Origin of the sequence: Paenibacillus sp. FSL W7-1088 (genome assembly GCF_037969855.1) — a bacterium.
GTDB lineage: Bacteria > Bacillota > Bacilli > Paenibacillales > Paenibacillaceae > Paenibacillus.
This window is the reverse complement of record NZ_CP150216.1, coordinates 1,886,361-1,911,477: the sequence shown is the minus strand read 5'-3', so window position 1 is coordinate 1,911,477 and position 25,117 is coordinate 1,886,361. Positions and strand designations below refer to the sequence as shown.

The window sequence follows — 25,117 nt, the reverse complement described above, 5'->3', positions numbered from 1 at the left end:
CCTCCTCGAATTCATACAAAATATCCTGTACATTCCCTCTTATGAATCGATCTCTTTCCCTTTAAATCACCCGATTTATCACGGTTTCTACGCTAAATCAACTACCCTCTATTATAACATTTCCAACCAATCCAACTCTATTTTTCTTGTATGATTCCGAGCCAAAAATGGTCTATTTACATGTAAAAAACGACGTTTAGAAGAAAGTACCTCCCTGTCTTCTCAACATCGTTTTAATCCTTTTTGTTCAGGATTCGATCAGCTTAACTTCTTCGTTAGATGAGCACCACATCGTCATCGATAATCGTTTCATCGCCCCACTTTAGATAACGATCATGCTTGTGAATACCAAGACCATCCGGTATATATCCACGACGGGCATACAGAATTTGAGCTTTGCCATAATCGGAAAACACCCCGACACCAATCCCCGCAGTATCGGTTCTCTCCTGAATAACTTCTTCTGCCCGGTCCATCAAACGTGATCCAATTCCCTGACGCTGATACTTAATCAGTACATTGAAATCATTAATTTCCGGAATACCCTGTTCCTTGAACGACGGGTAATATGAATTCCACAATACATTTACGTAACCGGCAAAAGCACCAGCAAGCTCCGCTACCAGAGTCACCCGCTCACCATTCTGCTGTTCTGCAAGATATTGAATATACTGCTCTGCCGATTTCGCCCAACCCTGTTCCTGAAAAGCCTGCGAAATTACGACCGGATCGCTCTCATCCAAAAGTCTGATATGTATATTCATCGATGTAATCTCCTTAATATTATTAGATATTTAAATGTTATTTTCACAAAAAGTCAGATCCACGAAGTGTTCGTGTGTCCCTTTGGCAGAATACATCCTCCACTGCTGCAAAAAAGTATAAAACATGTCCCCAAAACTCATACCCTCTGGCAATATATCCACCATTTTTATCGCATCAATTTCCGAATTAGGTTCCATCGATACAGCACGGAATTCCATAATATTCGCATAATAGACCAAGCCGAATTTTCCGTTCATTTCATAGATTCCGAAGGGTTCAAGCATGAACTTCATTGCCCCTGTCTCTTCATACAGTTCTCTTCCAGCAGCTGTAAGAACAGACTCGCCAGCTTCACGATTACCTCCTGGGAATTCCCAGCCTTGGCGTTTAAGGTTATGAATAATGACGTATTTCTCCTGAAACTGAGTAACCATGATGACAAACTGAATCTCTTGTTCCAATTCATGAAATTCACTTAGTTCCAGCCACTGTTGCCCTATCATCAGTAATTACACCTCACATATTTCACCCCTAGATTTCCAACCTGCTTCTAAGCGAGGTAATATGGGCAACGTGGTGTCTGCCATGCCATGCATATACGCCCAAATTGTAGTCCAGTCTGGTCGTTTCTTTGGATGCGGGATGATAAAAGGTTTTGGCATAGTCTACATCTGTTAATGTGTTCAGTAGCGCTACCCAACGACGGTGCAGCGCATCCAGGATTTGCAGAGAAAACTCGACATCCAGTTCCCGCGAATCACTCAGTTCAGCCCATCTTTCCTCGTAATAGGGTCTTATCGTAGGGTTATCCTCCGTCAGTGCCAGCTTGAAACGAACCATGCAATTCATATGGCTATCTGCCATATGGTGTATGACCTGCTTGAGCATCCAGCCACCTTCCCGGTAGGGCAGCCTCAATTGATCTTCACTCAGTCCTTTAACCGCTTCACGGGCACGCTCCGGCAACTCCGCAATATCCTGAATCCACTGCTTCCGCTGCTCTGGTGTGACCTCGCCTGTATGTTCAAATGATCCAATCGGGTATCTCAAATCCATCGATCATTCCTCCTTGTTTAAATGGTTTATATATACACATTGCCCTCCTATGGGGCATACTCCATCAGCCAGCAGTCTCTCATCTGTCCTTCGTGCAGCTCATGTTCTGGTAGAAGTCTGACCTTCCTGAAACCACACTTCTCGTAACAAGCTATGGCACGATCGTTCCACGTTTGCGGGTCCATGACCACTTTCCTGGCCTGCCTCTCGTTGACCAGATAAGCCAACATGGATTGTACTAGTTGTGTGCCAATACCACGGTTCCAGTAATCCACCTCTCCAATAAACTGATCTGTTCCATAGATGATTTCATCTATGTCACCATAACCATACTCATTCCGTTCTTCCTCCTCCAGTTCATAGAACTGGATATAGCCGATCGGTTTACCTTCGTGTTCAACCATACAACGATGTGCCGTATCCTCTTGACTATAAAAGTGCTCTCTGACCAAATTCAGATCATGCGGCTGATCACGGCCTTCATAATATTGAAGTACTACTGGGTCAGACAACCATTGAACAAGGAGCTGTTCATCCTTTTCATCCAGTAAACGCACCGTAATCTCATTCCATTGATAGATTAGCTTCATTCCAAATACTCCTTAATGATCTCCAGAGGCTCTCCTGAGACCCAGCTCAGGTCCTTCCCCAATAATTTTTCCTGATGAACATAATAGATCATCGGTTGCCGAATCAGTTCTGCCTCCTCACCCAAAGGATGAATAGTAAAACGCATCTTGTACGTGCCCACCGCATCAGGTATGGAGAACCCTGCAAATTCAGTTATCGCTGTTGATGACTGCCCCTGTAACGCTTGACGAAAAATTTCTTCCATTGCACCTGTGCTGCCGACGGAGGTAGGTCGAATAAATCGGTTGTCCTTTTTGTCATCAAAAGATATTGAACCCCAGCCAGGTACAAGGGGATAGACGGTGTGCTGACCCTTGTCTTCTTTTGTGCGTATAATGGTTAATTGCACCTCGTATTCATCCGCAGCTGTCTGCCGAATCGTGCCCTTCATGTTAACATCCTGCGCTGTAACGCTTGGAGCCAAATTATTATATACAATGAAAGCTGCTACAATAATAATTGCAATACCCGTTATCCAAAATATCGTACTTCTACGCATGTATTTAACCCCCAAGCTGATTAACCGTAAGTCTGAAGTAACTCGCTCTCCATTAGTATATGTGTAACGCTGTCCAGTTCCGGAGAAGCAGACCAATCACTATGTGTATTCAAACCATATTTAATCGTATGGATAACGCTATTGGCTGACATATATAAATTATGGTGTACTCCCGGTTCCACAATGATGTGATCTCCTTCGCACATAACTCTGATTTCAAGCATTTGATCATTCGTAAATTTTGCATAAGCGATCCAACCGGACTGCACAACATAGAATTCGGTTATATGGTTATGAAAATGGCTATTTTGCCATGCTCCCTGAGATGAAGCTACCGTTCTACAATAATAACTGCCATCCTCTGAAACCATTTTGTATTTCCGTTCCCCATTAGCCATCTGCTCGAAGGTGGTAATCACGTTGTCCGGCCCTAGATTTCGTTCTAAAGTTTCTCTATCCAAACCATTACACCTCCTGATCTGAAATACGAAGGTAGCATTCAAACTCTATAATCTTCCTTTAACGCCTTACGGCCTTCCAGATATATTTGTGCTCACGCACAGCAAGTCTCCCATCAATCAGATTTTCCTTCAGCTTAACTTGAAGCTGTTCATGGTACTCAAGCCGTGTGTAATCCGGGTTGCCAGGGATATCGGAAAGAAAGATAGCGAACTCTTTTTCATCAGGGAAAACCATTAAAGCCTCGTTGAATTCCTCAATCTCAATGTTTTCATACTGATTCATGTGCAGCCTTTCTTGTACCTTGCTTACATCGGTATGAATGCCAAAGATCACGCCACCCTTTCGCAGCAATCGCCCATGTTCAATAATGGACGTAGGTCCTCTGCGGTCATAGATCAGGTCGAACTGTTCGTCTTCGAAAGGCAATTCTGTTTTGGTTGTAGCGTAGACAAATTCAATATTTCCAACGTCACTGGCCTCAAGCCCAGCTTGAGCGATACGCAGCAGCTCCTTCGAATTGTCAAAACCCGTAATATGATCGGTATAGGCCGACATTTTTAATGTGAATTCACCATGACCACAACCCGCATCGAGCACGGATTTATGCTGAGGCAGCAACTGCATCAAACGCGCTTCAAATACATCTTCTGCTGAATTGCCCTCCCAGGTAAATACAGACCTACCCGTGTATCCTCCGTTACGCCGTGCAATCATGTCATACCATTCCATGCCCAATAGATATCCCCCCAGAAGAAAATCCCATATTAAACAACATTCGACACAGACAAGTCGATTTCCCTGTACATAAGTTAACTTTTTTCTCACTAAAAAAGTTCAATCTATTCACATCTTGTGCTTGTTAAAATTTGAAACGCTTCTCTCGTAGGCGCCGTATTAAGCTCGAAGTCGTATTTTTCAACTTGGATAAACCAATAAGATGTGGAGGTTAAATGAATGTCTTTTTTTAAGAAAATGTTAGCCAGTGTAGGTGTTGGAGCAGCCAAAGTAAATACAGAATTACATACACCTCAGGTTACGCCTGGAGGCGTCATCTCTGGGATCGTGTACATCGAGGGTGGAGACGTGGAACAGAATGTAGACCGAATCTACCTTACGATCAAAACCCACTACATACGGGAGTACAATGATCGAAAAGTAAATGAAACTGCCGTTGTAGCCAAATACTTGCTTACCGAAGGTTTTATATTACAGGCTGGCGCCAAACTGGAGAAATCCTTCTCATTTGATCTACCAGAAAATCTTCCAATTACACTGCATCGTGCAGAGGTGTGGGTTGAAACTGGCCTCGATATATCAAGCGCCATGGACCCCTCAGACCGGGACAGACTCCATGTCGTTCCTACAAAAGATATGAACACTGTGCTTGATGCGATTGATCTCCTCGGTTTCAAGCTGCGTGAAGTGACCAACGACTATGCTCCAAAGCTTGGTGGTAATCTTCCATTTGTACAGGAATTTGAATTCGTGCCAACGAGCAAATTCCGTGGTTATTTGGATGAGCTGGAAGTACTATTCTACCCGATGGGAGATTCACTGGAACTGTTGCTTCAGATCGACCGCCGCGCACGTGGACTTGGTGGCATTTTCTCGGAGGCGATGGGGACGGATGAGAGCTTTGTCCGACTGCATCTCTACGAGAGACACCTTGCACGGGGTGCGCAGTCAGTTGCCCAAGGTCTGGAAGAAGTCATTTCCAAGCATTTATAATCTATTAAAAATAGCCAAAAAAACAGTTCTCCTACCAACTTTCATTGGTGTAGAACTGTTTTTTGGCTATGTTTTTCTTTTATTAATAAACAAGTCCAACCTCAGGAACGCTTTGTCCAGCGCTGTATCCCCGATCGAAGTCCATAATATGCAGCAGCAAGCAAAAGAAATCCAACGGCAGCGATCAGAATCGAAGTAGTATCCCAACGGGCAATGGTGCCAAAAGCAACCTTGGACTGCAACAATGTGACGGATGAATCGGTGTTCATCATTTCAGGTGTATGATTCAGCGTCATTAACATGCCTTGAACGACATTCCAAGCCATAAAACCCAGTGTGAATAGCAAAGTTACCAGCAGGGATTCCACACCTAATCGTTTGTTGATCCTCATGATTTTGCCTCCTCAATTACGGTTTGATAACACTTTGGAAGTTATAACATTCACCACATCATCTGTTGTTTGGTCATCCGTTTGAATGTACTCTTCAAAGCGTGCTCCATGGAATGCTTCGACACACTTAACCGCTTGTTTAAAAGTCCATCAGGCTTATCCCCTTGCTCCAACAATATCTCATGTAATGTTTCCATAGATGTCATCAGGGTAAAATGAAAAAGGTCAGTATCTAGCTCTTTCAGACCCCGATGGATGTAACTGAACTGCTCATGTAACCAATCTCTTCAGGATCGTAGATCATGCTGTTCGGAATTAGCGGCTGCAGCTTGGTTGCAGCAGAGGTTTTACCCGGGCCAAATGCCCCATTAATCGTCACAATCATAGTGACGCTCTCCTGCGTGTCAGATTCAATTAGACAAGAGGTGCTGCAACTCCTGTTTCAGTCGATCTTTGTTCGTATCCACATATTGATAAAGGAGTTCAAACACCTCTTCATTATCCGATTGCATGCTTAAATTACCCGCTTCCAGCTCCACCCGTTGCAAAACTTCATGGATCTGTTGTCCATGCGTATTCAGGGTCGTCGTTACATCCTGTTCAGAGAGTGCATTCACATTCTCTCTTAATTGCTCAGGTGTTACACCACTTTCGAATAACATATGCTGGATGTTCTTCAGAATCTCTGCATCTGCATCATTGCCTATGCGCTGCATTGCTTCCATCGTTTCACCCAGAAACTGCCCACTCGCATTTTCAAGAAAACCAGTCATTCCACTCATGGATAGCTCTGTATCCAGATCTATGATCAGGATGGTATCTCGCAATACCTGTGGAAGTTCAGGTCCACACTCCCGAATGGTCGCAAATTCCGCGCGATACAGATCCATGGCAACACTCCCCACCACTTCCTCACCCGACATGCTGTCAAACTGATCCAAGGGTAATAATTGCTGCAATTCTTTCTGTAATTTGTTCATCTCTCTGCCTCCTGTATCTCTCTATCTATAAGTTCAACTAATGAATATTTACACGATCACTCCGTTGACAGAGCAACCTTCCGATCACTGTTATCCCCAAATTTTTTTGACGCCCATACATCATAGCAGAATATATTATATAAGTTTATCTGATGAAAGTTTGCATCTATTCACTTCCACGCACACTTTACACGGAATATGGATAAAGTTAACCTGCACTTGACCTTTGGAACATGATCCGCTGTTATGATCTTGTCATCAAGAGTCTTGGGAGGGGTTAAGATGCGCCTGGCCTTGTTCACCGACACCTATGTTCCGGAAACCAATGGTGTTGCCGGTACGCTGCACCGCTTGAGTAATCACTTGAACTGCAAAGGCATTGAGCATCTGCTATTCACACCGCAGTCTGTTATTGAAGGCAACGATGCCGCTCCGGTCCGTTCGGTGACTAACATCCCCTTTTTCCTCTATCCGGAATGTCGTATTGCCTTACCTAATCGAGCAGCCATTCATCGGGAGCTACAGTCCTTTCAACCAGATCTGCTGCATATCGCCACTCCATTCAATATGGGTCTTTTCGGTCTCAGGTATGCGCTCAAGCATCAGCTTCCACATGTTATCTCCTACCACACTCACTTCGATCGGTACCTCGAATACTACAGGTTGAAAAGCGTCATTCCCCTTTACTGGAAGTACATCCAATGGTTCCACCGGGCCTGTGATGCAACACTAACACCGTCTCAGGAGACCTTACACTCATTGCAATTAAAAGGTATTCAACGTCTGAAGTTATGGTCCCGAGGAATCAATTGCAGCCTGTATTCTCCTGATAAACGAAGCACCGATATCCGTACTCGCTACAACATAACGGCTCCTCTAATTTTACTCTACGTTGGACGTATTGCCCCGGAAAAAGATATCGCTACCCTCACCCTTGCCATGCAGCAGTTGCCAGGACCTATGCAATCCCGTGTACACTGGATCATTGTAGGCGATGGGCCATTACTTCCCAAAATGCGTATGCAATCCCCACCCAATGTCACCTTTACGGGGTATCTGCATGGGGAAGAGCTTGCTGCTATGTATGCTTCGGCAGATCTCTTTGTGTTTCCTTCCTCAACAGAAACATTTGGCAATGTGGTTCTGGAAGCGATGGCTTCTGGATTGCCGGTGCTCGCTGCGAATGGTGGCGGTGTAAAAGACTTGGTCACACATCATCGAAGCGGTGTTCTGTTCGAGCCGGGTAATGCGGATGCATTGATTCGGGAGATATGCCTCTGGGGAGATCATCTGGATCAACTGAGGAATATGGGCCTTGAAGGCCGAAAACTTGCTGAGCAGCGTTCGTGGGATCATATTTTTGACAGGTTGGTCGGAGATTATGAGGAAGCCATTGAGAATCGGAGAAGACGCACGAAAGATCGAATCATTACAGCTTGATTTTCATTAATTAACCGAATTGAATTGAATAACAGAAAATCACTGCCGCTCCAACAGCCACCTGTTGAAGTTTGGATATTTATATCCTTCCTCCTTCCAATGAGGAAATTTATATGCAATACGAGGTATTAAAAAAGAGCGGGGATGGTTAATATCCTCGCTCTTTATAACAATCGCCTACAGACGGTTAAACGTTTTGAATGGCTTATTTAATCAAAACTAGGTCCCTTTCCAGGTCAAGACGTCTAACATTACACAATGGGTTCAAAGGATATCGTGTCTTGCATAATACTCCATTCTACCCTCGGTTTTGCCGCTATCCCTTCTCCATTCAGGACATTCCCGATCCATATCTCGTCGGTCTCCTGATTCTGCAAAAAGTGCCGGATCGCAGCTTTAATCAGAATAGATGTATGTAAATCCAGCAGCTCATCCAAAGGAACCCAAAATAACTCCCCTTCATCTGATGGAATAAAGGCCCGATGCGTCGTCTCACCAAAATATACAAACTGCTGCCGAACTTCACCGTCGCTATACTGCATCAAAACATATCGAAGACGGAAATTTTCAATTTCCGCTTGCTTGAACCCCGTCTCTTCTTCAATCTCCCGGTAACTGGCGGTCATTGGTGTATTAAGCTCGCCGTGCTCCAAATGCCCGCCAATACCACCCCAGAACTCAAAATCGAACAGCCTGCTGCCTGCCTTCTTCATCATCAACATGTCGTTGCCATTACTCAAAAATGCCGTAGCCATTTGTCTGATCTCCATGTGCACCTACCTCACTGTTCTGTTATGTAATATTGTGTGGTTTGAATCTAATCTGACGATCTTTTCTAGAGTAGGCCTTTTAATTCACCAAGATGCTCAATAGCATGCAATGGTTTGGTTGTAATACTGTCCTGCCAAGGCTGATTGACCTTCATCCAGATCGTGCTCATACCTACTTTTGCCGCTCCTTCAACATCATTGACAGGATGGTCCCCAATGTAGATACACTGCTCGGGAGAGAGGTTGAAATGATCCAATGCCAATTTGAAAATACGAGGATCGGGCTTTTTGACCCCAGCCTCTTCCGAAACGATAATATGATCAAAATCATCCCGGATGCCGAGTTGATCAATTTTTCCGTACTGGATCTCAGTTTTACCATTGGTAATTAAACCTGTTTTATATTTTCCTCTTAGATGCTGAACCACTTCTCGCGCCTGCTGCATCAGAACAGCACTTTTCACATACTCTCTACCATAGAACTCCATAAGCTCCGCGTGAGGCGGATTCTCAGCCCAAGGTAATTCATGGAGCAGCTCGTTGAACAACACATCCTTGTCCTTGTAACCGTCCTCATCCAGCTCAATAATTCGTTTAAGAATATCATCCGTAGTTTCAAGATGGGCAAAATAAGTGTTGATCAAGCTCTGGCCGAAGCCTTCAAAGGTACTTGTTCTGTTGAGAATCGTATTGTCTAGATCAAAAATAATCGCTTTAATATGATCCATCGTCATGCTCCTCCTGTCTGGTCTGTAAAACGTTATTTCCTCAATAGTTGCTCCAGTTTCCGATTGGTTTCGGCCTGCTCTCGAATTAACCGTTTCGTATTAATATCTATGCTGATGAGTGTGACCGTCATAATAATTACACAAATGATCCCAATAAACGCCATAATATCTACTCACCTCTAACGTAATGTTTATTGTATTCTGTTAGCTGCGACTACCATGAATTATAAACATGCAAACCCAACCATAGATCAGACCAGGGCTGGGTTTACCTTGTAAAACTCATTTTCATTTCTTCTTTTTGTGATAATGGTAGCCTGTGCACAAGCCCTTTTGTTTGGATTTCGCGGAACAATTATGTCCACCATTTTTGTCCAGTCTACCTGGATGGGCATAAGCTGAAGAAGATACACCAATAAGTACGACAAAAGACAAGATTACAATGACAACCTTTTTCATAAGTCACCCTTCGATCACACCCTATGCTTTAGGGCTTAATTCATCCTCCATCATTCTACATGAAAACCCATAATTAGGATATCCTTATTGCTCCAAAATTTGCTTATTCTATGATTTTAAACTTCCTCAACGCATGTGTGATGCCATCCTCACTTGCTCGCAGTGTGACATAGTCGGCACTTTGTTTGACGCGCTCTCCTCCGTTTCCCATCGCAATGCCAAGACCCACATACTCTAGCAAATCAATATCATTTTCACCATCGCCAAAGGCCATTGCTTCCTCTTTCGATATATTCAGGTGGGCGAGCACTTTTCCTGCCGCTATCGATTTGGATACTTCGTTCTCTTCCAGTACGTTAGACACGTAAGGATGAAACCTCACGAATTTTAATGCTGGAAATCTGGAATGGAATTTCTCCGCTTCGGCTTGATCGGCATATAAACAAATGCAATACACTTCCTGTTCCAAAGAACTGATTTTCAAGGGGGACTCCATCAGACCGAGCGTATCTCTCAATGCATCGGTGACACGCACATCCGTTGTACATAAACCATTCATCTCGAATGACTCTGTAAAATAAGAAATACTGCTGCCGTTCAGCTCGGCAAATTCACTGAATTCTCTGACCATTCGTGCAGAAAGCACCGATTTATGTATCACTTCTTCACCACTCTTGATCAATGCCCCGTTAGCCGAAATCATGGTTTCAATCCCGAATTTCCTGAAATCTTCGCATAAACTGTACGGTCTGCCAGTGACCAGAACAACCTGTATGCCCCTACGAACCAATTTTCGAATGGAATCCTCTGTACTTGGAGAGAGACTTCGATCCTTCTCACTGAGTAACGTACCGTCCACGTCCATAAATACGATTTTAATCAAAGGAACACCTCCTAAGTTATATCAATTGAACTAAAGCATATTTACACCTGCCACTCCGATGACAGAACAACCTTCCGATCGCTGTTATCCCCAGATTTTTTTTGATTACTATTTTCAAAGGAGAAAATCCGAGAATAAAGCGAGGTGTATGCTTCCGACAGCTTTCTTTACAGAAAGCTTGTAGCTCCGCTTCTTCAAGTTATTTCTGTCCTCACAAATTAAAGGCAAGTGCACGGTTAACTTAGTAGTCTTCCTGCACTTGCCTTTAGATTAACGGGTCTGGACGTTCTGGCTCCGCTCCATATACCACAACTGAAACGCTTCTACGGCCTCAACCGGTATATCGTTTAGCGTGTGATGCAGAACAGGTTTGGCACGATTCACGGTTTGAATCGAAGCAACTCCAAACCAGCGTTGCAGCAGACTCCGGGTAATCTGTACCTCAATGACTTTCTCCCGCTTGGAGATGTATAGTGTTGAGGTTAATGCACCCGTTCGCAACTGGATAAAGTTCTGATTCAGCACGTATCGTGTATGGAGAAAATCAGTTATTCTGCATATGACAATCCACAGTAACAGAATAGCGGAAATCATCCACCATGCCTGATCCTGTCCCAGAATCGGCGGTTTGAAATAAAACAATAATCCCGTTGCAATAATCCATACCCAGCTTGGTGTGAGCATGCGCAGCCATAATGATTTTCGTGGAAGCTTCTGCATCTCCTGCGTAACCTGATAGGATGGCAAAATCTCCGAGATCATATCGTAAGCTTGCTTCACAGGCAGAAAAGGATAGAGCGAGTTAACTTCCTGTTCGGTTTCTCCCACACCACCTGCTGTAGTTAGTTCCACTTCTGCCAATCCTAGCAGTCTTTTCATCGGAGACTGCGTGATTTTCACCGCCTGAACTCGTTCTTTCAGGATCGAAAATGCGGTCTGTTCCAACATGCCCTTCGTAATGTAGATACGTTTGCGATCAGAGGAGATTTGGAAATCACCATACTTCACAAAGGTTCTAACAATACCTAGCATAATGGAAACAGCAATAAGTCCTGTGATGATCAATGCGGTAATCCACCAGGTATCCAGCCACGTTAATAGGATGCTCTCCGTCACTTTTTCATCGGGAAAGAAATCTTTCACCGACGAATAGAGCGATCCCAGAATCGGAATAAGTACCAGAAAGCTGAGCGAGGTAAACGAAGCTTTGAATATATCTTTTCGAGTGGACTTGTAATGGACAATCCGTTCAAGCCCCTCTTTTACAGTTAGTTGAATATCTTCTTCCCGTGTTACGTGCTCAGGTGCTGTCTCGGGTTCTTCGTTTGGTTGTACAGCATCACTGGCGACATTCGCTTCCGACATATGCCCTGCAACGACCTTTTCAAGCCGATCCGATTCCGAAAGCGAAACGACTTGCAGCTGAAAAGTAGCATCGTCTCCTTTGATGCCCGTCTCAAAACGAATGGATGTGACTCGGAACAAACGATGAAACAGCGACGTATGCCGGTTCACGTTCTGAATTTTGGTATAGGGTATCGTTCTTCTTGTGCGATTAAACACCCCACTGTAGATCTGAAAAGCCTTATCATCTGCGGTATAACGTAGTGTAAACCAACTCCAGATAATGCTTATCACACTAAACGCGATAGCCACATAGAAGACGATTCTGCCATACATAATCCACGTGGACGCCGAGCCATGACGGAGAATAAATAAAAAAACGATAAATGCAAAAGAATTTTTCACCAGTTTCCACAAACTCCAGAGCATGGCTAACGGGTGTTGTCTTTTCATCTCGTTCATTCATCCACCTCATTAATCCTTGCATACGACGCAATCTGATTACGCAGTTCAAGTGCCACTTCCTCTGGCAGCGCCGGGATCGTATGAGATGAACCCATCGTGCCAACCGATACAGAATATAGGCCATATTTTCTCAAAAGGGGACCTTGGTTCGTCGTGACGGATTGTACTTTGGCCATGGGAATGATCTGATGTACCTTTTTCAAAGCCCCGTGTTTCAATTGCAAGAACTCTTCATTCGCATCATAATACCAATGCTTGTATAACAATGAAGGCCGGATAAAAATTTCCCACACCGCATACAGCACTGAGATGGCAGTCACTCCCCACAGCAACCAACCAATCCACGCCTTCCATCCATAGATGGAATCCAGAACCAGCAGAGCTGCAAGCACAATCAACCCTATTCCGTTCGATATAACCGCACTGATTCTCCATATGGTTATGGCATCCGGCGATAAACGTTGCTCGGGTGTACTCTGTATGTACTGCATATCTTCACTCCTTTTTCTTACTGTACGAAGAATAGTCCTCTATCGATGCAGAAAGATTGACTTAGTAAAAGAGATGACCCCTGTTCAGTACAGGTCGTCATCTCTTCGTCATTTTATTTTGCAGCAAAATCCTTCACATCGCATAACCACACCATATGGTCCGTGCCTTCACCCCAATAGTTCTTTGCCACGGCATAGGGTTCTCCAAACTTCCGCTGCCATTTCTTCTGCGCTGTCCGGTACCCACTATCCAGGCAAAATTGCGTAATCTCACGCCTCTGAAGTTCAGTAGCCAAAGCCTGAATGAGAGCAGAGCCAATTCCCTGACCCTGAACCTCTGGCAGAACGTAGAGACTACCCAATTCCCCTACTTGGTTCAGTTGGTGGTCTGTGCATGCTTGAATCTCCTCGCCGCAAGGTCCGTAGGAAATGGTGCCCACGACAGTATCTTCCCTTTTAGCTATTAGAAAGAAGACACTCGATTCCTTGTTGTTTTCAGGATGCAAAGCTATGTGAAGCATCGCTTTTTTGTGTTCAATTTCATCCCGTATGTCTTCGTGCAGGGCACCCAGCCCTTCCTGTGTAAATGCATTCGTAATGGATGTCTCGAATACCTGGCAGGCACCCTTCATATCCGATGCTGTTAAAGGTTGAATGGTAATCAGGTGACTCATATGACCGTCTCTCCGTTTCAATAGCTAGTCAGTCCGTATGACTCTGGATCAGTTTCCTTACTTTGTTTGCATCCTCAATGGGTATGCTGTATCCCACGTGGGTATCCTCATGGTTAACTAGAAGGGCTGACTGCTTGGGATCTTTGCCTATGGAATAATCATACTTCGTTAAGGAGCCATCTGCATCTGTTAAGCTCATCTTGTATTCCACGCTATAATCAAGACTTCCCGCTATACGCTCCGCTTTGTTTATAGCCTCGATTACGATTCCAATCTCAACCGGATCTTCGAATTTCACATCCTCGCACGCTTCAATCGAGAAGTTGGGGTTGCAGGTTAATGTAATGAGCGAAGGCAGAGCTTCTTTCGGGTTAGAAATAGTTTTAATTGGATGATTGCAGGCTGCAAGGAGCATTGCGAAGAGAACTAAGAGAATCCCTGCTTTTTTCATTAGCATATATACCTCCCGGCTCAACTAAACACATAGTACTCACTCTCTAAGCAATCATCTGTATCTAGCTCTAGATACTTATGCTCGCATGCTGCAACTCGGTGTCCCATCCTTGGAGCAGTACTTTTAAACGCTGGACAGTATCGGCCACGAAAGCCCTTATCTTTACGTCCGTAATGAATTCGGGAACTATACCCGGTGTTCAACCCTGCACTCGCTCTGTTTGTATCCTCTCAAATAACTGCTCCAAATCCGTATGAAGATCCGGCTGTTCGTTAACGAGCAGGCTTATGTATTCCGACCCGCATTCATAGAAAACAAGACGATTAAACGGAGCTGAATCCCCCATATGATTGATTTCCAATCCCAATTTCTCCCGAATTCGATTCTCCAGATAGCGCGCGTAACCTTCGTTCCATTCCAGCCAGTTGAAGTACTCACCTTGTTCTTCACTCAAAGAGCTGAACAGGGCCACTCTCGCCTCTTTCACTTGCAAGAGATCCTTACTCTTCAAGGCTGATAGCAACGAAGTGATCCGCTGGACAACCGTCTCATTGTCATAAGGAAACTCATAATCTAGTTCCCATGTTACACGTTTGATTTGCTCCATCTTACGTTTGATCTCAAGACGGTCACCAATGTCGGTATACTGCTCATATACGTAACAATGGACAAACTCATGAAAGAGGTAGATTTTCTGCTCAAAATTTTGGAACGCCGCATCCGTCACCACTGCGCACATCCGCCCACCCATGTGATGCACCGGGAACGCTGCAAGGCACTCATCGGGAATGTTCAGGTCATCCGGAACGGTTTTTACCCATTCATATTGCTGCGTCTTGGACGAATAATCATACATATATAACAAAGATTCAAATTCCACAACAACGGGATAATACTCTGCGAATAAGGGATGTATACTGACCAAATCTTTTTGAAGCTCCTGCAATTCGTTGATTTGCTCTAAAAAAGTATCCATGTCATTTACCCTCTCTTTAGTTGAATGATAAGTTAATCATATCAATAGAACAACAATAAAACACTGAGAGAAAAATGATAATTCTATTGTTGAGTGATATTTCTAAAGCTTAGAACCGTTCTCCTCGTTTCTCATATAGATAAATGTCCAACGCCTGAATCCCGCGTTTAGCAAGTTTGATAAATAAAATAAAGGCATATACACCCAAACCGAATAACACCAAGTTAAATAAAACTGCGAATGTTGAAATGAATGAAAAGCTCATCACACTTCCTCCTTTTAATCACCGTAATTCATTCATAATTCATATGATCATCATGATTTATAAATAGTCCAAATTATTAATTCACCAACCTATTTTAGCATATTTTACCTTAAGTTACTTTCTTCAAACCATTTTCACATTCTTGATAGGCTGAATTCTAATCATTGCAGTCAAAAAATCTTCCCCCGAACATCCGGCAGGAAGACTTTACTTAAGACTTATTTTATTGGATACGTTCACCGCTTACCACATGCCAGTGTTGATGCTTCGAATCCTGGTAAGTGCCCAGGTTAGTTACGATTTTGGAAGAACCCGTCTGGACAACCATGTCCGCAGCAACCTTTTTGATAACGCGCATAATTTCCAATAATAGTTCATCATTATTTTCTTCTTCCTGTGAAATGAACGATTGGATATGGATCTTTGGAATAACAACAATATGATGCTTGTAGTATGGTCGGGTATGATGATAAGCCAGCACCTTGTCACTTTCCATGACAATATTTACTTGGGTATTACCACTAAGCACTTCATCACAATAAAAATCCTGTGTCATATACGATCCCCTTTTACTACTTAGTTAATATATCCCGCTTTTTTCAGCACATATTCCGTGAACGGATTAATCTCTGGGATTGGCATACTCAGATCAAAATATCGCAGTTCCAGTCCTTCATCATCCATGACGGTTGGTTCGCCCTGAATTTCAGTAGCTTCATAGACTGCCATGACATTATACACTTCATCTCCATGCGGATACTTGTAATACATGTCCTGACCTGAGAAAACGGTAATGAGTTTATATGCACCCGCTCTCAGTCCAGCTTCCTCATATAATTCACGGGCAGCAGCTTCCTCCAAAGATTCTCCCGGTTCCAATGATCCGCCAAGGGTTCCCCAATCCAGACTATCTGTACGTCTTTGCAACAGCAGATGGCCCTGCTCATTGAAGACCAACACACATGAACCAGCCATGATTAGAGGGCGCGAACCCACCAGCTTTCTCAACTCCATGATATATCCCATAAAGATTCTCCCCTGTCTGTGATCAGATAAGTTCAACGTGTCTCTAAGACTTGGATTTAGTTAAGATTCCCTGGTCTACGGAATTTTGGATAATTTGCTGTGCGTACGTCCACAATGTCTCGGAACCGTTCTCAATCTCCCGATTTTTATTTAACACCTGTTCACTTGTAATATTGTATTTCTGCCACGTATCTCCCTCATTCTGATGATTGTGGATCAACGGCTGCAACCGATCCATCGAAGAGGCAAACTGTGCTTCGTGGGTCTCCTTTGCCTCGAACTCCAGCCACAGGTTCAACAGTTCTTCGGCCTGTTCCTCAGGTAATATCCCAAACAGTCGATGCGCAGCCTTGATCTCGCGTTCATATTTATCCGTATGACCTACTGTATCGTAGGCAAATGTATCTCCGGCATCGATCTCAACGAGGTCATGAACGAGAAGCATCTTAATAACTTTGAGAATATCCACCTCCTTGTTGGAATGGCTCTGCAAAATCAAGGCCATCATCGCCAGATGCCAGGAATGCTCTGCATCATTTTCAAGTCTGTCTCCATGGATGATTCTCGTTTTTCGTTCAATCGTTTTCAGTTTATCAATCTCAATTAGAAATTGAATCTGCTCCTGTAATGTTTCGTTCATTTAAGTCTCCTTTCAGCCTTTTTTCAAACCCATCAAGAAAGATTGTACCAGTAAACTCTGTAATCAAAGTTCAGTGACATACCTACACCCTCTGCCAAGCGTATTGAACCTACATTATCTGGGGAACAGTCCCAATACGGATGAATACCTTTAATCCTACATTCTTCTACAAATGCTCGTGCTACCCGTGCACCGTAATTCCTTCTCTTGTAGGTTTCGATAGTTTCAATATCAATTGCATGCCACTGATCTGATATAAACGCCGAAAAGCAAACACTCGCGATATCCTCGCCTTGTACTGCAATGTATCCAAAGCCATGTTCCAAGAACTCATCCATGTTATCCCAAAAGCGTGAGACTTTGTCCTTCAGAAAAGATAGATTGTTAAACTTCCCTGCTTTCAGTAATGCCTCATCTAATTCGAGAAGCCTGACAACCTCATTCTGAGAAGTATACCCTTCATGAATAACCGGTTGACTTAGATGTTCAGTCATTCTTTGGTCTGAATCCAATGTAAATACATGCTGAATATCGCTATAGAGCTCTTTATTCGTGGCCATATGATGAAGCACATCTTCCCAGCTTTCATCCGCCACACCTACCTCGACTGTGTGGATATTTAATCTTAATAATTCAGGTTCTATATGTTCTTTCATGAACTCTTCCAAGTCGTTCAGAAAGGGTTTACTTCGGGCGTCTCCAATCAACTGGAAACCGCTTTGTCCCTTCACCCAAATTAATGCTGCTGTGATATTCGATGCATCATCAACGTAGATTCGGCCAGGATTCAACCCAGATACCACGGCCTTCACCTCAATATTGCTGTTCAAGTCCCCGAAGTGCCTTACCTTATAGAATTCATGCTTATTAAGCTCGCTAATCATCAGTTCATTCCCTCCCGAACGACACTAAGTAAATACTCACGATGATCCGGATGACAGGCAATCAGATATGGCTCTGAATTCATACCATCAAAGGGAATCCCTTCAAAATCCATAACAATGGCACCTGCTTCTTTCGCCATTAATATGCCCGAATACAGATCGTCTCCTTCCGAATTGTAGAGCACAATGCCGTCAATATCCCCCTTAGCTAACATGCACCACTGTAAGGTTGGAGCCCATAATCGCATCATTCGTTTGAAACGAACATCGAGATGTTGACGTAGCCGTACAGCCTTCTCCTCATTTTGCACCTGATGCCCCTGAATCCATCCAATGGTCCCTTTATGAATCTGCTCTTTCTTTTGGACTTTCATGGGGTTCAGATTACAACTTGCCCCATTCCCACGTGATGCCACAAACAAACGATCCACCAGAGGTTCATAAATAACCCCGAGAACAGGTTCTGAACGATACATTAATGTAATGGAAACGGAAAATATCGGTAGGCCAATGGCAAAGTTGTTTGTTCCATCTAACGGATCAATCATCCACAGCCAGTCACTCTTCTGTCCGTTATGCCCCCGCTCTTCACTATGGATCTCATGATCGGGAAAACTTATGCTAATTTCATCACATATTATCCGCTCTGCTTCATGATCTACTTCAGTAACAACATCGCCAAAGATGCCCTTCTCCTCTGCGCAGGTGATCTGATCAAAATGATCTTTGGCAACTTTTCCGGCTCTTCGAATGACTCTCTCCGCAATCTCTTGGGCTAAACGAATGGTTTGTTCGATGACCATCACTCCGTTCGGTTACTTGATCTGTATTTTCGCATTCTGGACAAAGCTCTTTTGGCATTCGTCTGTACATCGGGTGATCTGCTAGAGCATATGTTTTTCATTCTTATTGGGTATAGGTTGATCCCTAAGGATACCCTCAGTCTCTGACTCATAGTAATCGTTATTGAATCAGACCAAGTATCTATGAAACAATTCTTGAATTTTTAAATCATGCTTATGTAGCCAGTTTATATTCCGCTCAAATTGATTAAGCATAAAGTTAAAGTTTTGCTCAATCGTCACTCCCGCATAATGCTGACCAATATAAAAATGAAGCACCGCTATAAAATAGATTTGGGTAAGTAACGGTAAGTAATTGATTTCCACAGTGGAGTGTTTACGTTCAGTTGAATACCCTTGAAGAAAAGCCTCAATCATATCCAATGCCCCTTCGGATTCCTGAATCATATGATTGAAGCTAATCGCCAATTCCATGAACGCAACATCCGTCCCCATAAAATCAAAATCCAGTACGCCTATGATCTCATCGTCACGAGAGAGCAAATTATATACCAACAAATCATGATGAACGAGTTGACTCGGCAGCACTTCCAAAGAAAGGTTGGATGTCTCCACATCAGTAATCATCCTTTTGTAAAAAGAGTACATTTCAGCTGATAATTCAAGAGGTAAATTTTCAAAAAAAGTCTTAATTGACTGACGATTAGCTAAAGGATGAATATCATATATTTTGCTAAATGATATCCCATGATAGCCGTTTTTTTTGGTTTGAAGCTTACTCATCTCAGAAGAGAACGTTCCCACCAATCTACCAAAATGTTTAGCTTTTTTCAGATCAGACAAAGGAGGTATAGAGCCCTCTATAAAATTAGTAATAGCTGCAAGAGACCCATCGTTTAAAACGACGAAATTCTCTCCAGATAAGGTATGAAGAAAGACAGGTACCTGAAACGATAAATGTCTGCCAACAAGAAATGTCGTCACCTGAGTTTCGAGCTCAATACTATCGATCGTTTTCATGTACTTATTATAGATTCGAACGATATACTTCTGCCCATTCATTTCAAGGACTTGGGTTGTATTCATCAGTCCAAATGGGACGGCTTTCAAGACATACTTCGCTTCACAGAAATAATGTTGAAGAACTTCATCAAATTTGATGTTCATAGATCCGAGTCTCTTCATCATCGAGCAAATATCCATTACCGATATACGCCCAGTTATTTTTTTCATAATAGTCCGTCAAATCCGTACATAAATACAACTTGTCGTAGCCCTTCGTCTTCACCTCATTAATCGCATGATTCTGTAGTTGCCCACCCAGGTTCTTGCCTCGGTATTCTGGATCAACATGAAGGCAGGCAAACCACGGGAACAGATCCTGCCGACTATTCAAATCACTTCGTAACAGAGCATATCCTCCAACAATCCTGTCTCCATCCAACAGTACATAAAATCGGGGTACATCACTCTCGGTTTCCACGGAACGCTCTATGCAATCCCGGTAAAAATGATAACTTGATTCCGAGCCCCACTGCTTCCAAAAATAATGTACAGCTGTCTGCAGCATGTCCGGCTTTTGCCGAATATCAACAATCTCAAACATCACACTCTACCTTCCTTATTATATTCTTGTATATTTTTGTGGTAATAGCTGCCCAATCGTTGTTTTAGAATAACCCTCTTCTCCCTACAAGATGACCTGTGTGTCCTTCCCATAATCACTAATCAGTTCTCTGCAAATACCGCAAGGAGATACCACTTATTTCGTTCAACATGTAATTCGCATAATCCAGAAGTAAATCATTACTTAGATTCACGCTTTCCAGCTCTCCGTTATACTTTGCGAGACATTGTGAGATGACTTCTTTGTACTTCGGTAAAATATGAATGAGTGCCCACTCGCCTGCTTCTCGCTTGGAGTATATTACTGAATCTTGCATATACAATAGAACCCGTGATAGGTTCAAAACATAGTAGACAGGATTCTCCGTTATTTCTTCCATAGCTGAACCAACGTCAGATGTAATAGAGGCCAGCATATATTCACGTTTTACGGGCTGGAATAATTCCTTAATCGGTTTGCCGACAAGCACAATTCCACGGTCAACAATAACGGCCAGATGTGCTACCAGATCCGGATCTTCGTATCCACCGCAAAGATATTGATCATCAGTTCTATACTTTTCTCGGTGATACCCCGAGTAATGAAACTCAAATGGAGTCGGAAACGTCAGTTTAGCAACCGTAGACTCCAAAACAATACTAAGTTCAAATCCTGTGACAATGTGCATTTCATCTTCTATCTGCATCAATTTCTTCGCAATACTTCGATAGGTATCAGCAGACAGCTGCTCCCGGCATACCACCAGTATATCGATATCGCTTTGATTGGGATGGAAGCACCCCATAGCCATGGACCCGTGCAAATAAATTCCCACCAGGGAATCCGAACATTCTTCTTTTAACAAATGAGTAACTGTATGTAGTACCGCCTGTTCATCCACCTAAACCCACTCCTTCATTTACGTTGTTACGTATCTAACTCCACTTTCATTTCCTCCACAAAAACAGCCGTGCCTTGTATTCTGACATCCATGTCCTGTCCATCTCTGACCACACTGACAAGAACTTTCCCATCTCTGCCAACCTCGTGTCCTTGCTCCACAACAAAAAGAGCCTGATCCATCTCAGAATTCATATACTCCAAATAATAGGCACCCATCACACCGGATGCTGTTCCCGTAACCGGATCTTCCGTAGTACCCGAAAAGGGCGAAGAAAAATGTCTGGCATGCATTAGAGCATCTGAATCGCGGGTTTCCAGCGTAAAGGGATGCAAAGAAGCTTTCGGATTTTCAACTAATATCTCAGGGAATAGAGAAGAATCCGGTTTCATTTGTTGGAAAGAAGTCAGTTTACGAATCGGTATCAATAACGTCCAGGTACCCGTAGTTCCATAGACGATGGGTGTGGATAGATCAATATCATCCATGGTTAGATTAATCGAATTTGCCAGCTTCTCTAAGTCACCTTGGAATGGCAGGAAACGGGGCTGATCCTGCTTCATCTCAATGTTGATCTTATCGCCATCCTGCTGGAACTGAATCGGCAATATGCCTACATTAGTCTCAATGGTAATCGACTGCTTATCCTCCAGTAGCCCTCTAGTCTTTAACCCATACATGGATGCCATCGTGGCATGCCCACACAGATTAATCTCATGACCAGGTGTAAAATATCGTAATCTAACATCTGCTACCTCGGAACTTATCACGAAGACCGTTTCATTGAATCCAACTTTATGCGCAATCTGCTGCATCGCTTCCTCACTGAGCGAATCGGCATGAAAAACGACTCCGGCCGGGTTACCTTTACCAGGAACCGTCGAAAAAGCATCATAATGATATACAGTGATTACACTCATTGTAGACCCACCTTCCACTTGACAAGACCAACTTGGTCATCGGAATTTCTCCCTCTTCGTTCACTAAACTCTTTTTCTAAAATGGAGAAGAAATATTGATCCGTCCATTGGTTGTTCCACCAAAGTTCTTCCTTGAACACGGCTTCCCGTGTCATCCCCACATGCTGCATCAGCGCAGCAGATCGGACATTCTGAGCATTGCACATACCTATAACTTTATGGGCGTGTAACCCGTTGAATGCAAATTCTAATAAAAGTTTCGTAGCCTCACTGCCGTAGCCGTTCCCTACATAATTCGGAAGCAGCGCGAATCCGAGTTCCCAGCTTTTTCTATGACCTACATAGCTCCACATCTGGATAAGACCAATTGGTTCTCCCTCGGGATCTTCCAAACGACGAATAATGAAATCATAGGCATACGGTTCTTCATCCGTAGTTGAAAAATGACTACGATATTTATCACGAACTTTCTCAGTATCCGTTTCAACGTCCTCTTCAAAGCTCCATATACTTGCATCACATTCAAGTGTGCATATAAAGTCGAGGTCCTGTTCTGTGACAGGTGTTATTCTTATCTTCTGTCCCGCGAACTCCATTTCAATTTACCTCCTTTTTTTGTTTAGGCCGTCGTTTCCATAGAACTATTGCATCTGCCCATTCATATATCTTCTATGACTTGAAGATGCATCTTGAGCCCAATTGATCTTGAACTTTGACCGCTTACAAAATAAACTCTTCCTTATTCAACGTGTAGTAGAACAAGTCACCTTTCAACTCATCGGCTTTTGAAAAATGCATCTTAACTAACAGGTTCTGTGACCGAATGTTGGCCTGCTCTACTGTGGCTTCAATAAAATCAAGATTCATAACATTCCAACCAATTTTGATGATTTCGATTAAAGCTTCTTGCATTAAACCTTGCCCCCAATAGGAACGGGATAAATCAAATCCAAGCTCCGCGCTTGACGGTTCGCTTTTGGCCCAGCAGTGAAATCCGACTGTACCGAGGAAATGATTATTTACTTTATTGAACAGACCATACCTGCAACCTGAATCATCCATATGAAATTGTATGATTTCTTCTGCTTCTCCTAGAAAATCACTTCGGGTTAACCCCTGCTCTCCAAGAAAAACTCTATAACTTGTTATCGTACCATCATGTGAAATGATAAAAGTACTCCCGCTCTGCTCTCTGCACCATTGAATTAGCTGTCCAGCATAAACCTCAAATAGATATTCTTCCATTCGATTAATCCCATCCAACCAGCAATCAAGTCCAAAATCCAGAATTCGGAGCTCCGCATACTGAGCATTTAATTCATCTTTCGAATAGATCTGATCACAGCGCAGAACGGGGAACTCCGGATTTTGAGGGAACATTCTCGGGCCAACGAGTGGACAGACTGTCAGTTTATCGCTGGATGTTAAGAGGAATGCCGTTTCTATCGTTCGTTTTGAAGGACTCACCAAAACGAGGTCTTCCGGTAAGATTTTAATCTGCTTTCGCAATTCAGTCGCCTGCCTCTTTCCTTGTTCAGTGAGTCCGGGATGCAACTGGTTTAGCTGATGAGGATAATGAAGCAAATGTTCAGCGTGACCATGACGAATAAATGTGATATCCATAAACTCCTCCAATTTCTGAACGTAATGTTTAATGCTATCTATGTCACGCTGATGACTCCGGATCATTTTTTCAAAAACAACGGATAAACCTCCATCATTTTGAATGCATCCAGGTTTACTTTGCCGACCAACCAGAGGACAACCCTTCCACAAATCCATTAACAAACGATGGAATAAAAAGTACAATCAACAAAGTTAAACTCCCTATACCCCATCTGATTAATGTTTTGCGTTTGTTCCTTACACCTAAGATGAACAATATAGCGGTAATGACAATTAGTGTTGCCTCGAGAATTAACATAAAAATAAACCTCCATTATGTATGGTATTGCCGTGCTAAGAAATCTTGTACTTGTACTTTAGTATCTCAAAGTGAAACTTTCAGGATCTTCTCCAGTTCCTCCTGGCAAGCAACGCGGTTATATTCCGAATTGTCCAGCCAGTGTTTGTCCATCTTCAGTAACTGATAAATCTCGGTTTCCAACTCTTTTCTTGCCTGAAGAACCTTCACCGTGCCCTCAACACCATGATATCCTTCCGCCAGCCCCCATCCTTGGTTTGTGTAATACTGTACGAATCCATCTGACCATTCCTTAGGTCTTTCCTGGATTGCCTTGTCAAAGGTATGTGCAAGATCCTCCTGATGAATATAGATTAGTAGCGGATTTAATGGTTGAACGATGCGCTCCAATTCCAGAACATATTGCACGTTTTCTTCTCTGGATTGATTGGTTTTCACCAAACCTATGGTCAATGGATTTTGAATAAAACAACATTCGAATATAGTGATGGAATCATCATCCGCACTTATCACGCTTTCGGTAAAACCCCGCCATTTTTCGGTGATCAGCTTCATATTTTGTTCAAAAGGCAGTTCGTAAATATCTTTGCTAAATATCTCCTGCACCACATGATCAGGGAAACTCACTCCAAATTCCTCTTTCATTTTGCGATACGGAATCAGGAAACCCTCCTGATAGGCTGCAGCTCTGCTCTCCAATATATGTTTACATGCCTCGTGAGCATCCACCAAAGACCTGAAATCTTCCGCAGAATAAAAGGCTACACCATCATAATCAGCAGGGTGATCCAGATTCCCTTCCTGGATGAGTTGCACCTTTTTGCCTTGCTCAGTCAGAATCTCGGATACCATCTTGGCAATCGTCGACTTTCCTGAACCCGGTAATCCCTCAATAAGTATCAATTGTTTCGTCATGATTTCATCACCCTTTACTTCATTTCCTTCAGTTGTT

The 25,117-nt window shown here is 43.2% G+C and carries 34 protein-coding genes and 2 pseudogenes; 2 read left to right on the top strand and 34 right to left on the bottom strand.

From position 1 onward, the window contains the following. Window positions 1-275: 275 nt before the first annotated feature. Genes MKY42_RS08865 through MKY42_RS08835 form a run of 7 tightly spaced genes read right to left on the bottom strand, consistent with a single transcriptional unit; the run spans window position 276 to window position 4,141 of the window. Window positions 276-764, bottom strand: a complete 489-nt coding sequence (locus MKY42_RS08865) for a GNAT family N-acetyltransferase (protein ID WP_339850488.1) — start codon at window positions 762-764, stop codon at window positions 276-278. A gap of 30 nt (window positions 765-794) precedes the next feature. After that, complete coding sequence (locus MKY42_RS08860; RefSeq protein WP_339850486.1) at window positions 795-1,268, bottom strand: NUDIX domain-containing protein; 474 nt, start codon at window positions 1,266-1,268, stop codon at window positions 795-797. A 28-nt stretch (window positions 1,269-1,296) separates the two neighbouring features. Then, window positions 1,297-1,821 (bottom strand): YfiT family bacillithiol transferase, encoded by a 525-nt coding sequence (locus tag MKY42_RS08855; RefSeq protein ID WP_339850484.1) that lies wholly within the window; start codon window positions 1,819-1,821, stop codon window positions 1,297-1,299. A gap of 47 nt (window positions 1,822-1,868) precedes the next feature. Next, window positions 1,869-2,411: a GNAT family N-acetyltransferase gene (locus MKY42_RS08850; protein ID WP_090894942.1), complete on the bottom strand. Its 543-nt coding sequence runs from the start codon at window positions 2,409-2,411 to the stop codon at window positions 1,869-1,871. Further along, window positions 2,408-2,950, bottom strand: a complete 543-nt coding sequence (locus MKY42_RS08845; RefSeq protein WP_090894941.1) for a hypothetical protein — start codon at window positions 2,948-2,950, stop codon at window positions 2,408-2,410. Before MKY42_RS08845 ends, MKY42_RS08850 begins: the two co-directional genes overlap by 4 nt. A gap of 20 nt (window positions 2,951-2,970) precedes the next feature. Next, a complete protein-coding gene (locus MKY42_RS08840) occupies window positions 2,971-3,411 on the bottom strand; it encodes a hypothetical protein (protein WP_090894939.1) in 441 nt (146 codons plus the stop codon). Between the two features lie 58 nt (window positions 3,412-3,469). Then, the gene (locus tag MKY42_RS08835) at window positions 3,470-4,141 is read right to left on the bottom strand and encodes a class I SAM-dependent methyltransferase (RefSeq protein ID WP_256222194.1); all 672 of its coding nucleotides are present in this window, start codon (window positions 4,139-4,141) and stop codon (window positions 3,470-3,472) included. A gap of 225 nt (window positions 4,142-4,366) precedes the next feature. Here MKY42_RS08835 and MKY42_RS08830 point away from each other — a divergent pair, with 225 nt between their 5' ends. Next, window positions 4,367-5,140, top strand: coding sequence for a sporulation protein (locus MKY42_RS08830; RefSeq protein ID WP_179265380.1), 774 nt, complete (start codon window positions 4,367-4,369; stop codon window positions 5,138-5,140). A 101-nt stretch (window positions 5,141-5,241) separates the two neighbouring features. Here MKY42_RS08830 and MKY42_RS08825 read toward each other — a convergent pair whose 3' ends face one another. From MKY42_RS08825 to MKY42_RS08810, 4 genes are read right to left on the bottom strand one after another with little or no spacing between them, the layout of a single operon-like run. Further along, the gene (locus MKY42_RS08825) at window positions 5,242-5,532 is read right to left on the bottom strand and encodes a hypothetical protein (protein WP_090894933.1); all 291 of its coding nucleotides are present in this window, start codon (window positions 5,530-5,532) and stop codon (window positions 5,242-5,244) included. Between the two features lie 50 nt (window positions 5,533-5,582). Next, complete coding sequence (locus MKY42_RS08820) at window positions 5,583-5,729, bottom strand: hypothetical protein (RefSeq protein ID WP_339850480.1); 147 nt, start codon at window positions 5,727-5,729, stop codon at window positions 5,583-5,585. A 44-nt stretch (window positions 5,730-5,773) separates the two neighbouring features. After that, window positions 5,774-5,917: a hypothetical protein gene (locus tag MKY42_RS08815; RefSeq protein ID WP_256221947.1), complete on the bottom strand. Its 144-nt coding sequence runs from the start codon at window positions 5,915-5,917 to the stop codon at window positions 5,774-5,776. 25 nt (window positions 5,918-5,942) lie between these two features. After that, a complete protein-coding gene (locus MKY42_RS08810; RefSeq protein ID WP_339850477.1) occupies window positions 5,943-6,512 on the bottom strand; it encodes a DUF4375 domain-containing protein in 570 nt (189 codons plus the stop codon). Between the two features lie 282 nt (window positions 6,513-6,794). Here MKY42_RS08810 and MKY42_RS08805 point away from each other — a divergent pair, with 282 nt between their 5' ends. Then, complete coding sequence (locus tag MKY42_RS08805) at window positions 6,795-7,952, top strand: glycosyltransferase family 1 protein (protein ID WP_339850475.1); 1,158 nt, start codon at window positions 6,795-6,797, stop codon at window positions 7,950-7,952. A 251-nt stretch (window positions 7,953-8,203) separates the two neighbouring features. On the opposite strand, the gene MKY42_RS08800 is transcribed toward MKY42_RS08805, so the two are convergent. From MKY42_RS08800 to MKY42_RS08690, 23 genes and pseudogenes are all read right to left on the bottom strand, one after another. After that, entirely contained in the window at window positions 8,204-8,722 is a 519-nt protein-coding gene (locus tag MKY42_RS08800) for an NUDIX domain-containing protein (RefSeq protein ID WP_339850473.1), read from the bottom strand. A 65-nt stretch (window positions 8,723-8,787) separates the two neighbouring features. Further along, on the bottom strand, window positions 8,788-9,450 hold the full coding sequence (locus MKY42_RS08795; protein WP_339850470.1) for an HAD family hydrolase: 663 nt from the start codon (window positions 9,448-9,450) through the stop codon (window positions 8,788-8,790). Window positions 9,451-9,738: 288 nt separating this feature from the next. Next, window positions 9,739-9,909 carry a YHYH domain-containing protein gene (locus MKY42_RS08790; RefSeq protein ID WP_094030628.1) on the bottom strand — a complete coding sequence of 57 codons (171 nt, stop codon included), beginning with the start codon at window positions 9,907-9,909 and terminating at the stop codon, window positions 9,739-9,741. Window positions 9,910-10,012: 103 nt separating this feature from the next. Then, window positions 10,013-10,792, bottom strand: coding sequence for a Cof-type HAD-IIB family hydrolase (locus MKY42_RS08785; RefSeq protein WP_339850467.1), 780 nt, complete (start codon window positions 10,790-10,792; stop codon window positions 10,013-10,015). A gap of 270 nt (window positions 10,793-11,062) precedes the next feature. After that, entirely contained in the window at window positions 11,063-12,598 is a 1,536-nt protein-coding gene (locus tag MKY42_RS08780) for a PH domain-containing protein (RefSeq protein ID WP_339850465.1), read from the bottom strand. Continuing rightward, window positions 12,595-13,092, bottom strand: coding sequence for a PH domain-containing protein (locus tag MKY42_RS08775; protein WP_090894918.1), 498 nt, complete (start codon window positions 13,090-13,092; stop codon window positions 12,595-12,597). The genes MKY42_RS08780 and MKY42_RS08775 overlap by 4 nt, the downstream gene beginning before the upstream one ends. 113 nt (window positions 13,093-13,205) lie before the next feature. Further along, entirely contained in the window at window positions 13,206-13,766 is a 561-nt protein-coding gene (locus MKY42_RS08770; protein WP_339850462.1) for a GNAT family N-acetyltransferase, read from the bottom strand. A gap of 28 nt (window positions 13,767-13,794) precedes the next feature. After that, window positions 13,795-14,217, bottom strand: coding sequence for a hypothetical protein (locus tag MKY42_RS08765; protein WP_179265387.1), 423 nt, complete (start codon window positions 14,215-14,217; stop codon window positions 13,795-13,797). Between the two features lie 202 nt (window positions 14,218-14,419). Beyond that, entirely contained in the window at window positions 14,420-15,196 is a 777-nt protein-coding gene (locus tag MKY42_RS08760) for a hypothetical protein (protein WP_179265388.1), read from the bottom strand. Between the two features lie 109 nt (window positions 15,197-15,305). After that, on the bottom strand, window positions 15,306-15,461 hold the full coding sequence (locus MKY42_RS08755; RefSeq protein ID WP_177185646.1) for a hypothetical protein: 156 nt from the start codon (window positions 15,459-15,461) through the stop codon (window positions 15,306-15,308). Between the two features lie 223 nt (window positions 15,462-15,684). Continuing rightward, a complete protein-coding gene (locus MKY42_RS08750; RefSeq protein ID WP_090894910.1) occupies window positions 15,685-16,017 on the bottom strand; it encodes an HIT domain-containing protein in 333 nt (110 codons plus the stop codon). 20 nt (window positions 16,018-16,037) lie between these two features. Beyond that, window positions 16,038-16,487 (bottom strand): NUDIX hydrolase, encoded by a 450-nt coding sequence (locus MKY42_RS08745; RefSeq protein ID WP_090894908.1) that lies wholly within the window; start codon window positions 16,485-16,487, stop codon window positions 16,038-16,040. Window positions 16,488-16,530: 43 nt separating this feature from the next. Then, entirely contained in the window at window positions 16,531-17,127 is a 597-nt protein-coding gene (locus tag MKY42_RS08740) for an HD domain-containing protein (RefSeq protein ID WP_090894906.1), read from the bottom strand. A 32-nt stretch (window positions 17,128-17,159) separates the two neighbouring features. Further along, the gene (locus MKY42_RS08735; RefSeq protein ID WP_339850456.1) at window positions 17,160-18,011 is read right to left on the bottom strand and encodes a GNAT family N-acetyltransferase; all 852 of its coding nucleotides are present in this window, start codon (window positions 18,009-18,011) and stop codon (window positions 17,160-17,162) included. After that, window positions 18,011-18,808: an inositol monophosphatase family protein gene (locus MKY42_RS08730; RefSeq protein ID WP_090901997.1), complete on the bottom strand. Its 798-nt coding sequence runs from the start codon at window positions 18,806-18,808 to the stop codon at window positions 18,011-18,013. The genes MKY42_RS08735 and MKY42_RS08730 overlap by 1 nt, the downstream gene beginning before the upstream one ends. Window positions 18,809-18,982: 174 nt before the next feature. After that, window positions 18,983-19,981 (bottom strand): phosphotransferase, encoded by a 999-nt coding sequence (locus MKY42_RS08725; protein ID WP_339850454.1) that lies wholly within the window; start codon window positions 19,979-19,981, stop codon window positions 18,983-18,985. Continuing rightward, window positions 19,965-20,420 carry a GNAT family N-acetyltransferase gene (locus MKY42_RS08720; RefSeq protein WP_090894898.1) on the bottom strand — a complete coding sequence of 152 codons (456 nt, stop codon included), beginning with the start codon at window positions 20,418-20,420 and terminating at the stop codon, window positions 19,965-19,967. The genes MKY42_RS08725 and MKY42_RS08720 overlap by 17 nt, the downstream gene beginning before the upstream one ends. Window positions 20,421-20,507: 87 nt before the next feature. After that, window positions 20,508-20,576 (bottom strand): annotated as a pseudogene (locus MKY42_RS08715) (cytidine deaminase); the annotation flags it as partial. Between the two features lie 19 nt (window positions 20,577-20,595). Continuing rightward, a pseudogene (locus MKY42_RS08710) lies at window positions 20,596-21,321 on the bottom strand (aminoglycoside adenylyltransferase domain-containing protein); the annotation flags it as partial. Window positions 21,322-21,347: 26 nt separating this feature from the next. Next, on the bottom strand, window positions 21,348-22,241 hold the full coding sequence (locus MKY42_RS08705) for a PhzF family phenazine biosynthesis isomerase (RefSeq protein ID WP_179265390.1): 894 nt from the start codon (window positions 22,239-22,241) through the stop codon (window positions 21,348-21,350). Next, entirely contained in the window at window positions 22,238-22,837 is a 600-nt protein-coding gene (locus tag MKY42_RS08700; RefSeq protein WP_339850449.1) for a GNAT family protein, read from the bottom strand. The genes MKY42_RS08705 and MKY42_RS08700 overlap by 4 nt, the downstream gene beginning before the upstream one ends. A 124-nt stretch (window positions 22,838-22,961) precedes the next feature. Further along, the gene (locus MKY42_RS08695) at window positions 22,962-24,023 is read right to left on the bottom strand and encodes a GNAT family N-acetyltransferase (protein ID WP_339852817.1); all 1,062 of its coding nucleotides are present in this window, start codon (window positions 24,021-24,023) and stop codon (window positions 22,962-22,964) included. Between the two features lie 208 nt (window positions 24,024-24,231). Further along, window positions 24,232-25,080: an adenylyl-sulfate kinase gene (locus MKY42_RS08690; RefSeq protein ID WP_339850447.1), complete on the bottom strand. Its 849-nt coding sequence runs from the start codon at window positions 25,078-25,080 to the stop codon at window positions 24,232-24,234. Window positions 25,081-25,117 lie beyond the last annotated feature (37 nt).

Bases quoted from the DNA above. Each gene is read 5' to 3' on its own strand.
- MKY42_RS08865 (WP_339850488.1), bottom strand. From the start codon at position 764: ATGAATATACATATCAGACTTTTGGATGAGAGCGATCCGGTCGTAATT.
- MKY42_RS08860 (WP_339850486.1), bottom strand. From the start codon at position 1,268: ATGATAGGGCAACAGTGGCTGGAACTAAGTGAATTTCATGAATTGGAA.
- MKY42_RS08855 (WP_339850484.1), bottom strand. From the start codon at position 1,821: ATGGATTTGAGATACCCGATTGGATCATTTGAACATACAGGCGAGGTC.
- MKY42_RS08850 (WP_090894942.1), bottom strand. From the start codon at position 2,411: ATGAAGCTAATCTATCAATGGAATGAGATTACGGTGCGTTTACTGGAT.
- MKY42_RS08845 (WP_090894941.1), bottom strand. From the start codon at position 2,950: ATGCGTAGAAGTACGATATTTTGGATAACGGGTATTGCAATTATTATT.
- MKY42_RS08835 (WP_256222194.1), bottom strand. From the start codon at position 4,141: ATGGAATGGTATGACATGATTGCACGGCGTAACGGAGGATACACGGGT.
- MKY42_RS08830 (WP_179265380.1), top strand. From the start codon at position 4,367: ATGTCTTTTTTTAAGAAAATGTTAGCCAGTGTAGGTGTTGGAGCAGCC.
- MKY42_RS08825 (WP_090894933.1), bottom strand. From the start codon at position 5,532: ATGAGGATCAACAAACGATTAGGTGTGGAATCCCTGCTGGTAACTTTG.
- MKY42_RS08820 (WP_339850480.1), bottom strand. From the start codon at position 5,729: ATGGAAACATTACATGAGATATTGTTGGAGCAAGGGGATAAGCCTGAT.
- MKY42_RS08815 (WP_256221947.1), bottom strand. From the start codon at position 5,917: ATGATTGTGACGATTAATGGGGCATTTGGCCCGGGTAAAACCTCTGCT.
- MKY42_RS08810 (WP_339850477.1), bottom strand. From the start codon at position 6,512: ATGAACAAATTACAGAAAGAATTGCAGCAATTATTACCCTTGGATCAG.
- MKY42_RS08805 (WP_339850475.1), top strand. From the start codon at position 6,795: ATGCGCCTGGCCTTGTTCACCGACACCTATGTTCCGGAAACCAATGGT.
- MKY42_RS08800 (WP_339850473.1), bottom strand. From the start codon at position 8,722: ATGGAGATCAGACAAATGGCTACGGCATTTTTGAGTAATGGCAACGAC.
- MKY42_RS08795 (WP_339850470.1), bottom strand. From the start codon at position 9,450: ATGGATCATATTAAAGCGATTATTTTTGATCTAGACAATACGATTCTC.
- MKY42_RS08790 (WP_094030628.1), bottom strand. From the start codon at position 9,909: ATGAAAAAGGTTGTCATTGTAATCTTGTCTTTTGTCGTACTTATTGGT.
- MKY42_RS08780 (WP_339850465.1), bottom strand. From the start codon at position 12,598: ATGAACGAGATGAAAAGACAACACCCGTTAGCCATGCTCTGGAGTTTG.
- MKY42_RS08775 (WP_090894918.1), bottom strand. From the start codon at position 13,092: ATGCAGTACATACAGAGTACACCCGAGCAACGTTTATCGCCGGATGCC.
- MKY42_RS08770 (WP_339850462.1), bottom strand. From the start codon at position 13,766: ATGAGTCACCTGATTACCATTCAACCTTTAACAGCATCGGATATGAAG.
- MKY42_RS08765 (WP_179265387.1), bottom strand. From the start codon at position 14,217: ATGAAAAAAGCAGGGATTCTCTTAGTTCTCTTCGCAATGCTCCTTGCA.
- MKY42_RS08760 (WP_179265388.1), bottom strand. From the start codon at position 15,196: ATGGATACTTTTTTAGAGCAAATCAACGAATTGCAGGAGCTTCAAAAA.
- MKY42_RS08755 (WP_177185646.1), bottom strand. From the start codon at position 15,461: ATGAGCTTTTCATTCATTTCAACATTCGCAGTTTTATTTAACTTGGTG.
- MKY42_RS08750 (WP_090894910.1), bottom strand. From the start codon at position 16,017: ATGACACAGGATTTTTATTGTGATGAAGTGCTTAGTGGTAATACCCAA.
- MKY42_RS08745 (WP_090894908.1), bottom strand. From the start codon at position 16,487: ATGGGATATATCATGGAGTTGAGAAAGCTGGTGGGTTCGCGCCCTCTA.
- MKY42_RS08740 (WP_090894906.1), bottom strand. From the start codon at position 17,127: ATGAACGAAACATTACAGGAGCAGATTCAATTTCTAATTGAGATTGAT.
- MKY42_RS08735 (WP_339850456.1), bottom strand. From the start codon at position 18,011: ATGATTAGCGAGCTTAATAAGCATGAATTCTATAAGGTAAGGCACTTC.
- MKY42_RS08725 (WP_339850454.1), bottom strand. From the start codon at position 19,981: ATGAACATCAAATTTGATGAAGTTCTTCAACATTATTTCTGTGAAGCG.
- MKY42_RS08720 (WP_090894898.1), bottom strand. From the start codon at position 20,420: ATGTTTGAGATTGTTGATATTCGGCAAAAGCCGGACATGCTGCAGACA.
- MKY42_RS08705 (WP_179265390.1), bottom strand. From the start codon at position 22,241: ATGAGTGTAATCACTGTATATCATTATGATGCTTTTTCGACGGTTCCT.
- MKY42_RS08700 (WP_339850449.1), bottom strand. From the start codon at position 22,837: ATGGAGTTCGCGGGACAGAAGATAAGAATAACACCTGTCACAGAACAG.
- MKY42_RS08695 (WP_339852817.1), bottom strand. From the start codon at position 24,023: ATGGATTTGTGGAAGGGTTGTCCTCTGGTTGGTCGGCAAAGTAAACCT.
- MKY42_RS08690 (WP_339850447.1), bottom strand. From the start codon at position 25,080: ATGACGAAACAATTGATACTTATTGAGGGATTACCGGGTTCAGGAAAG.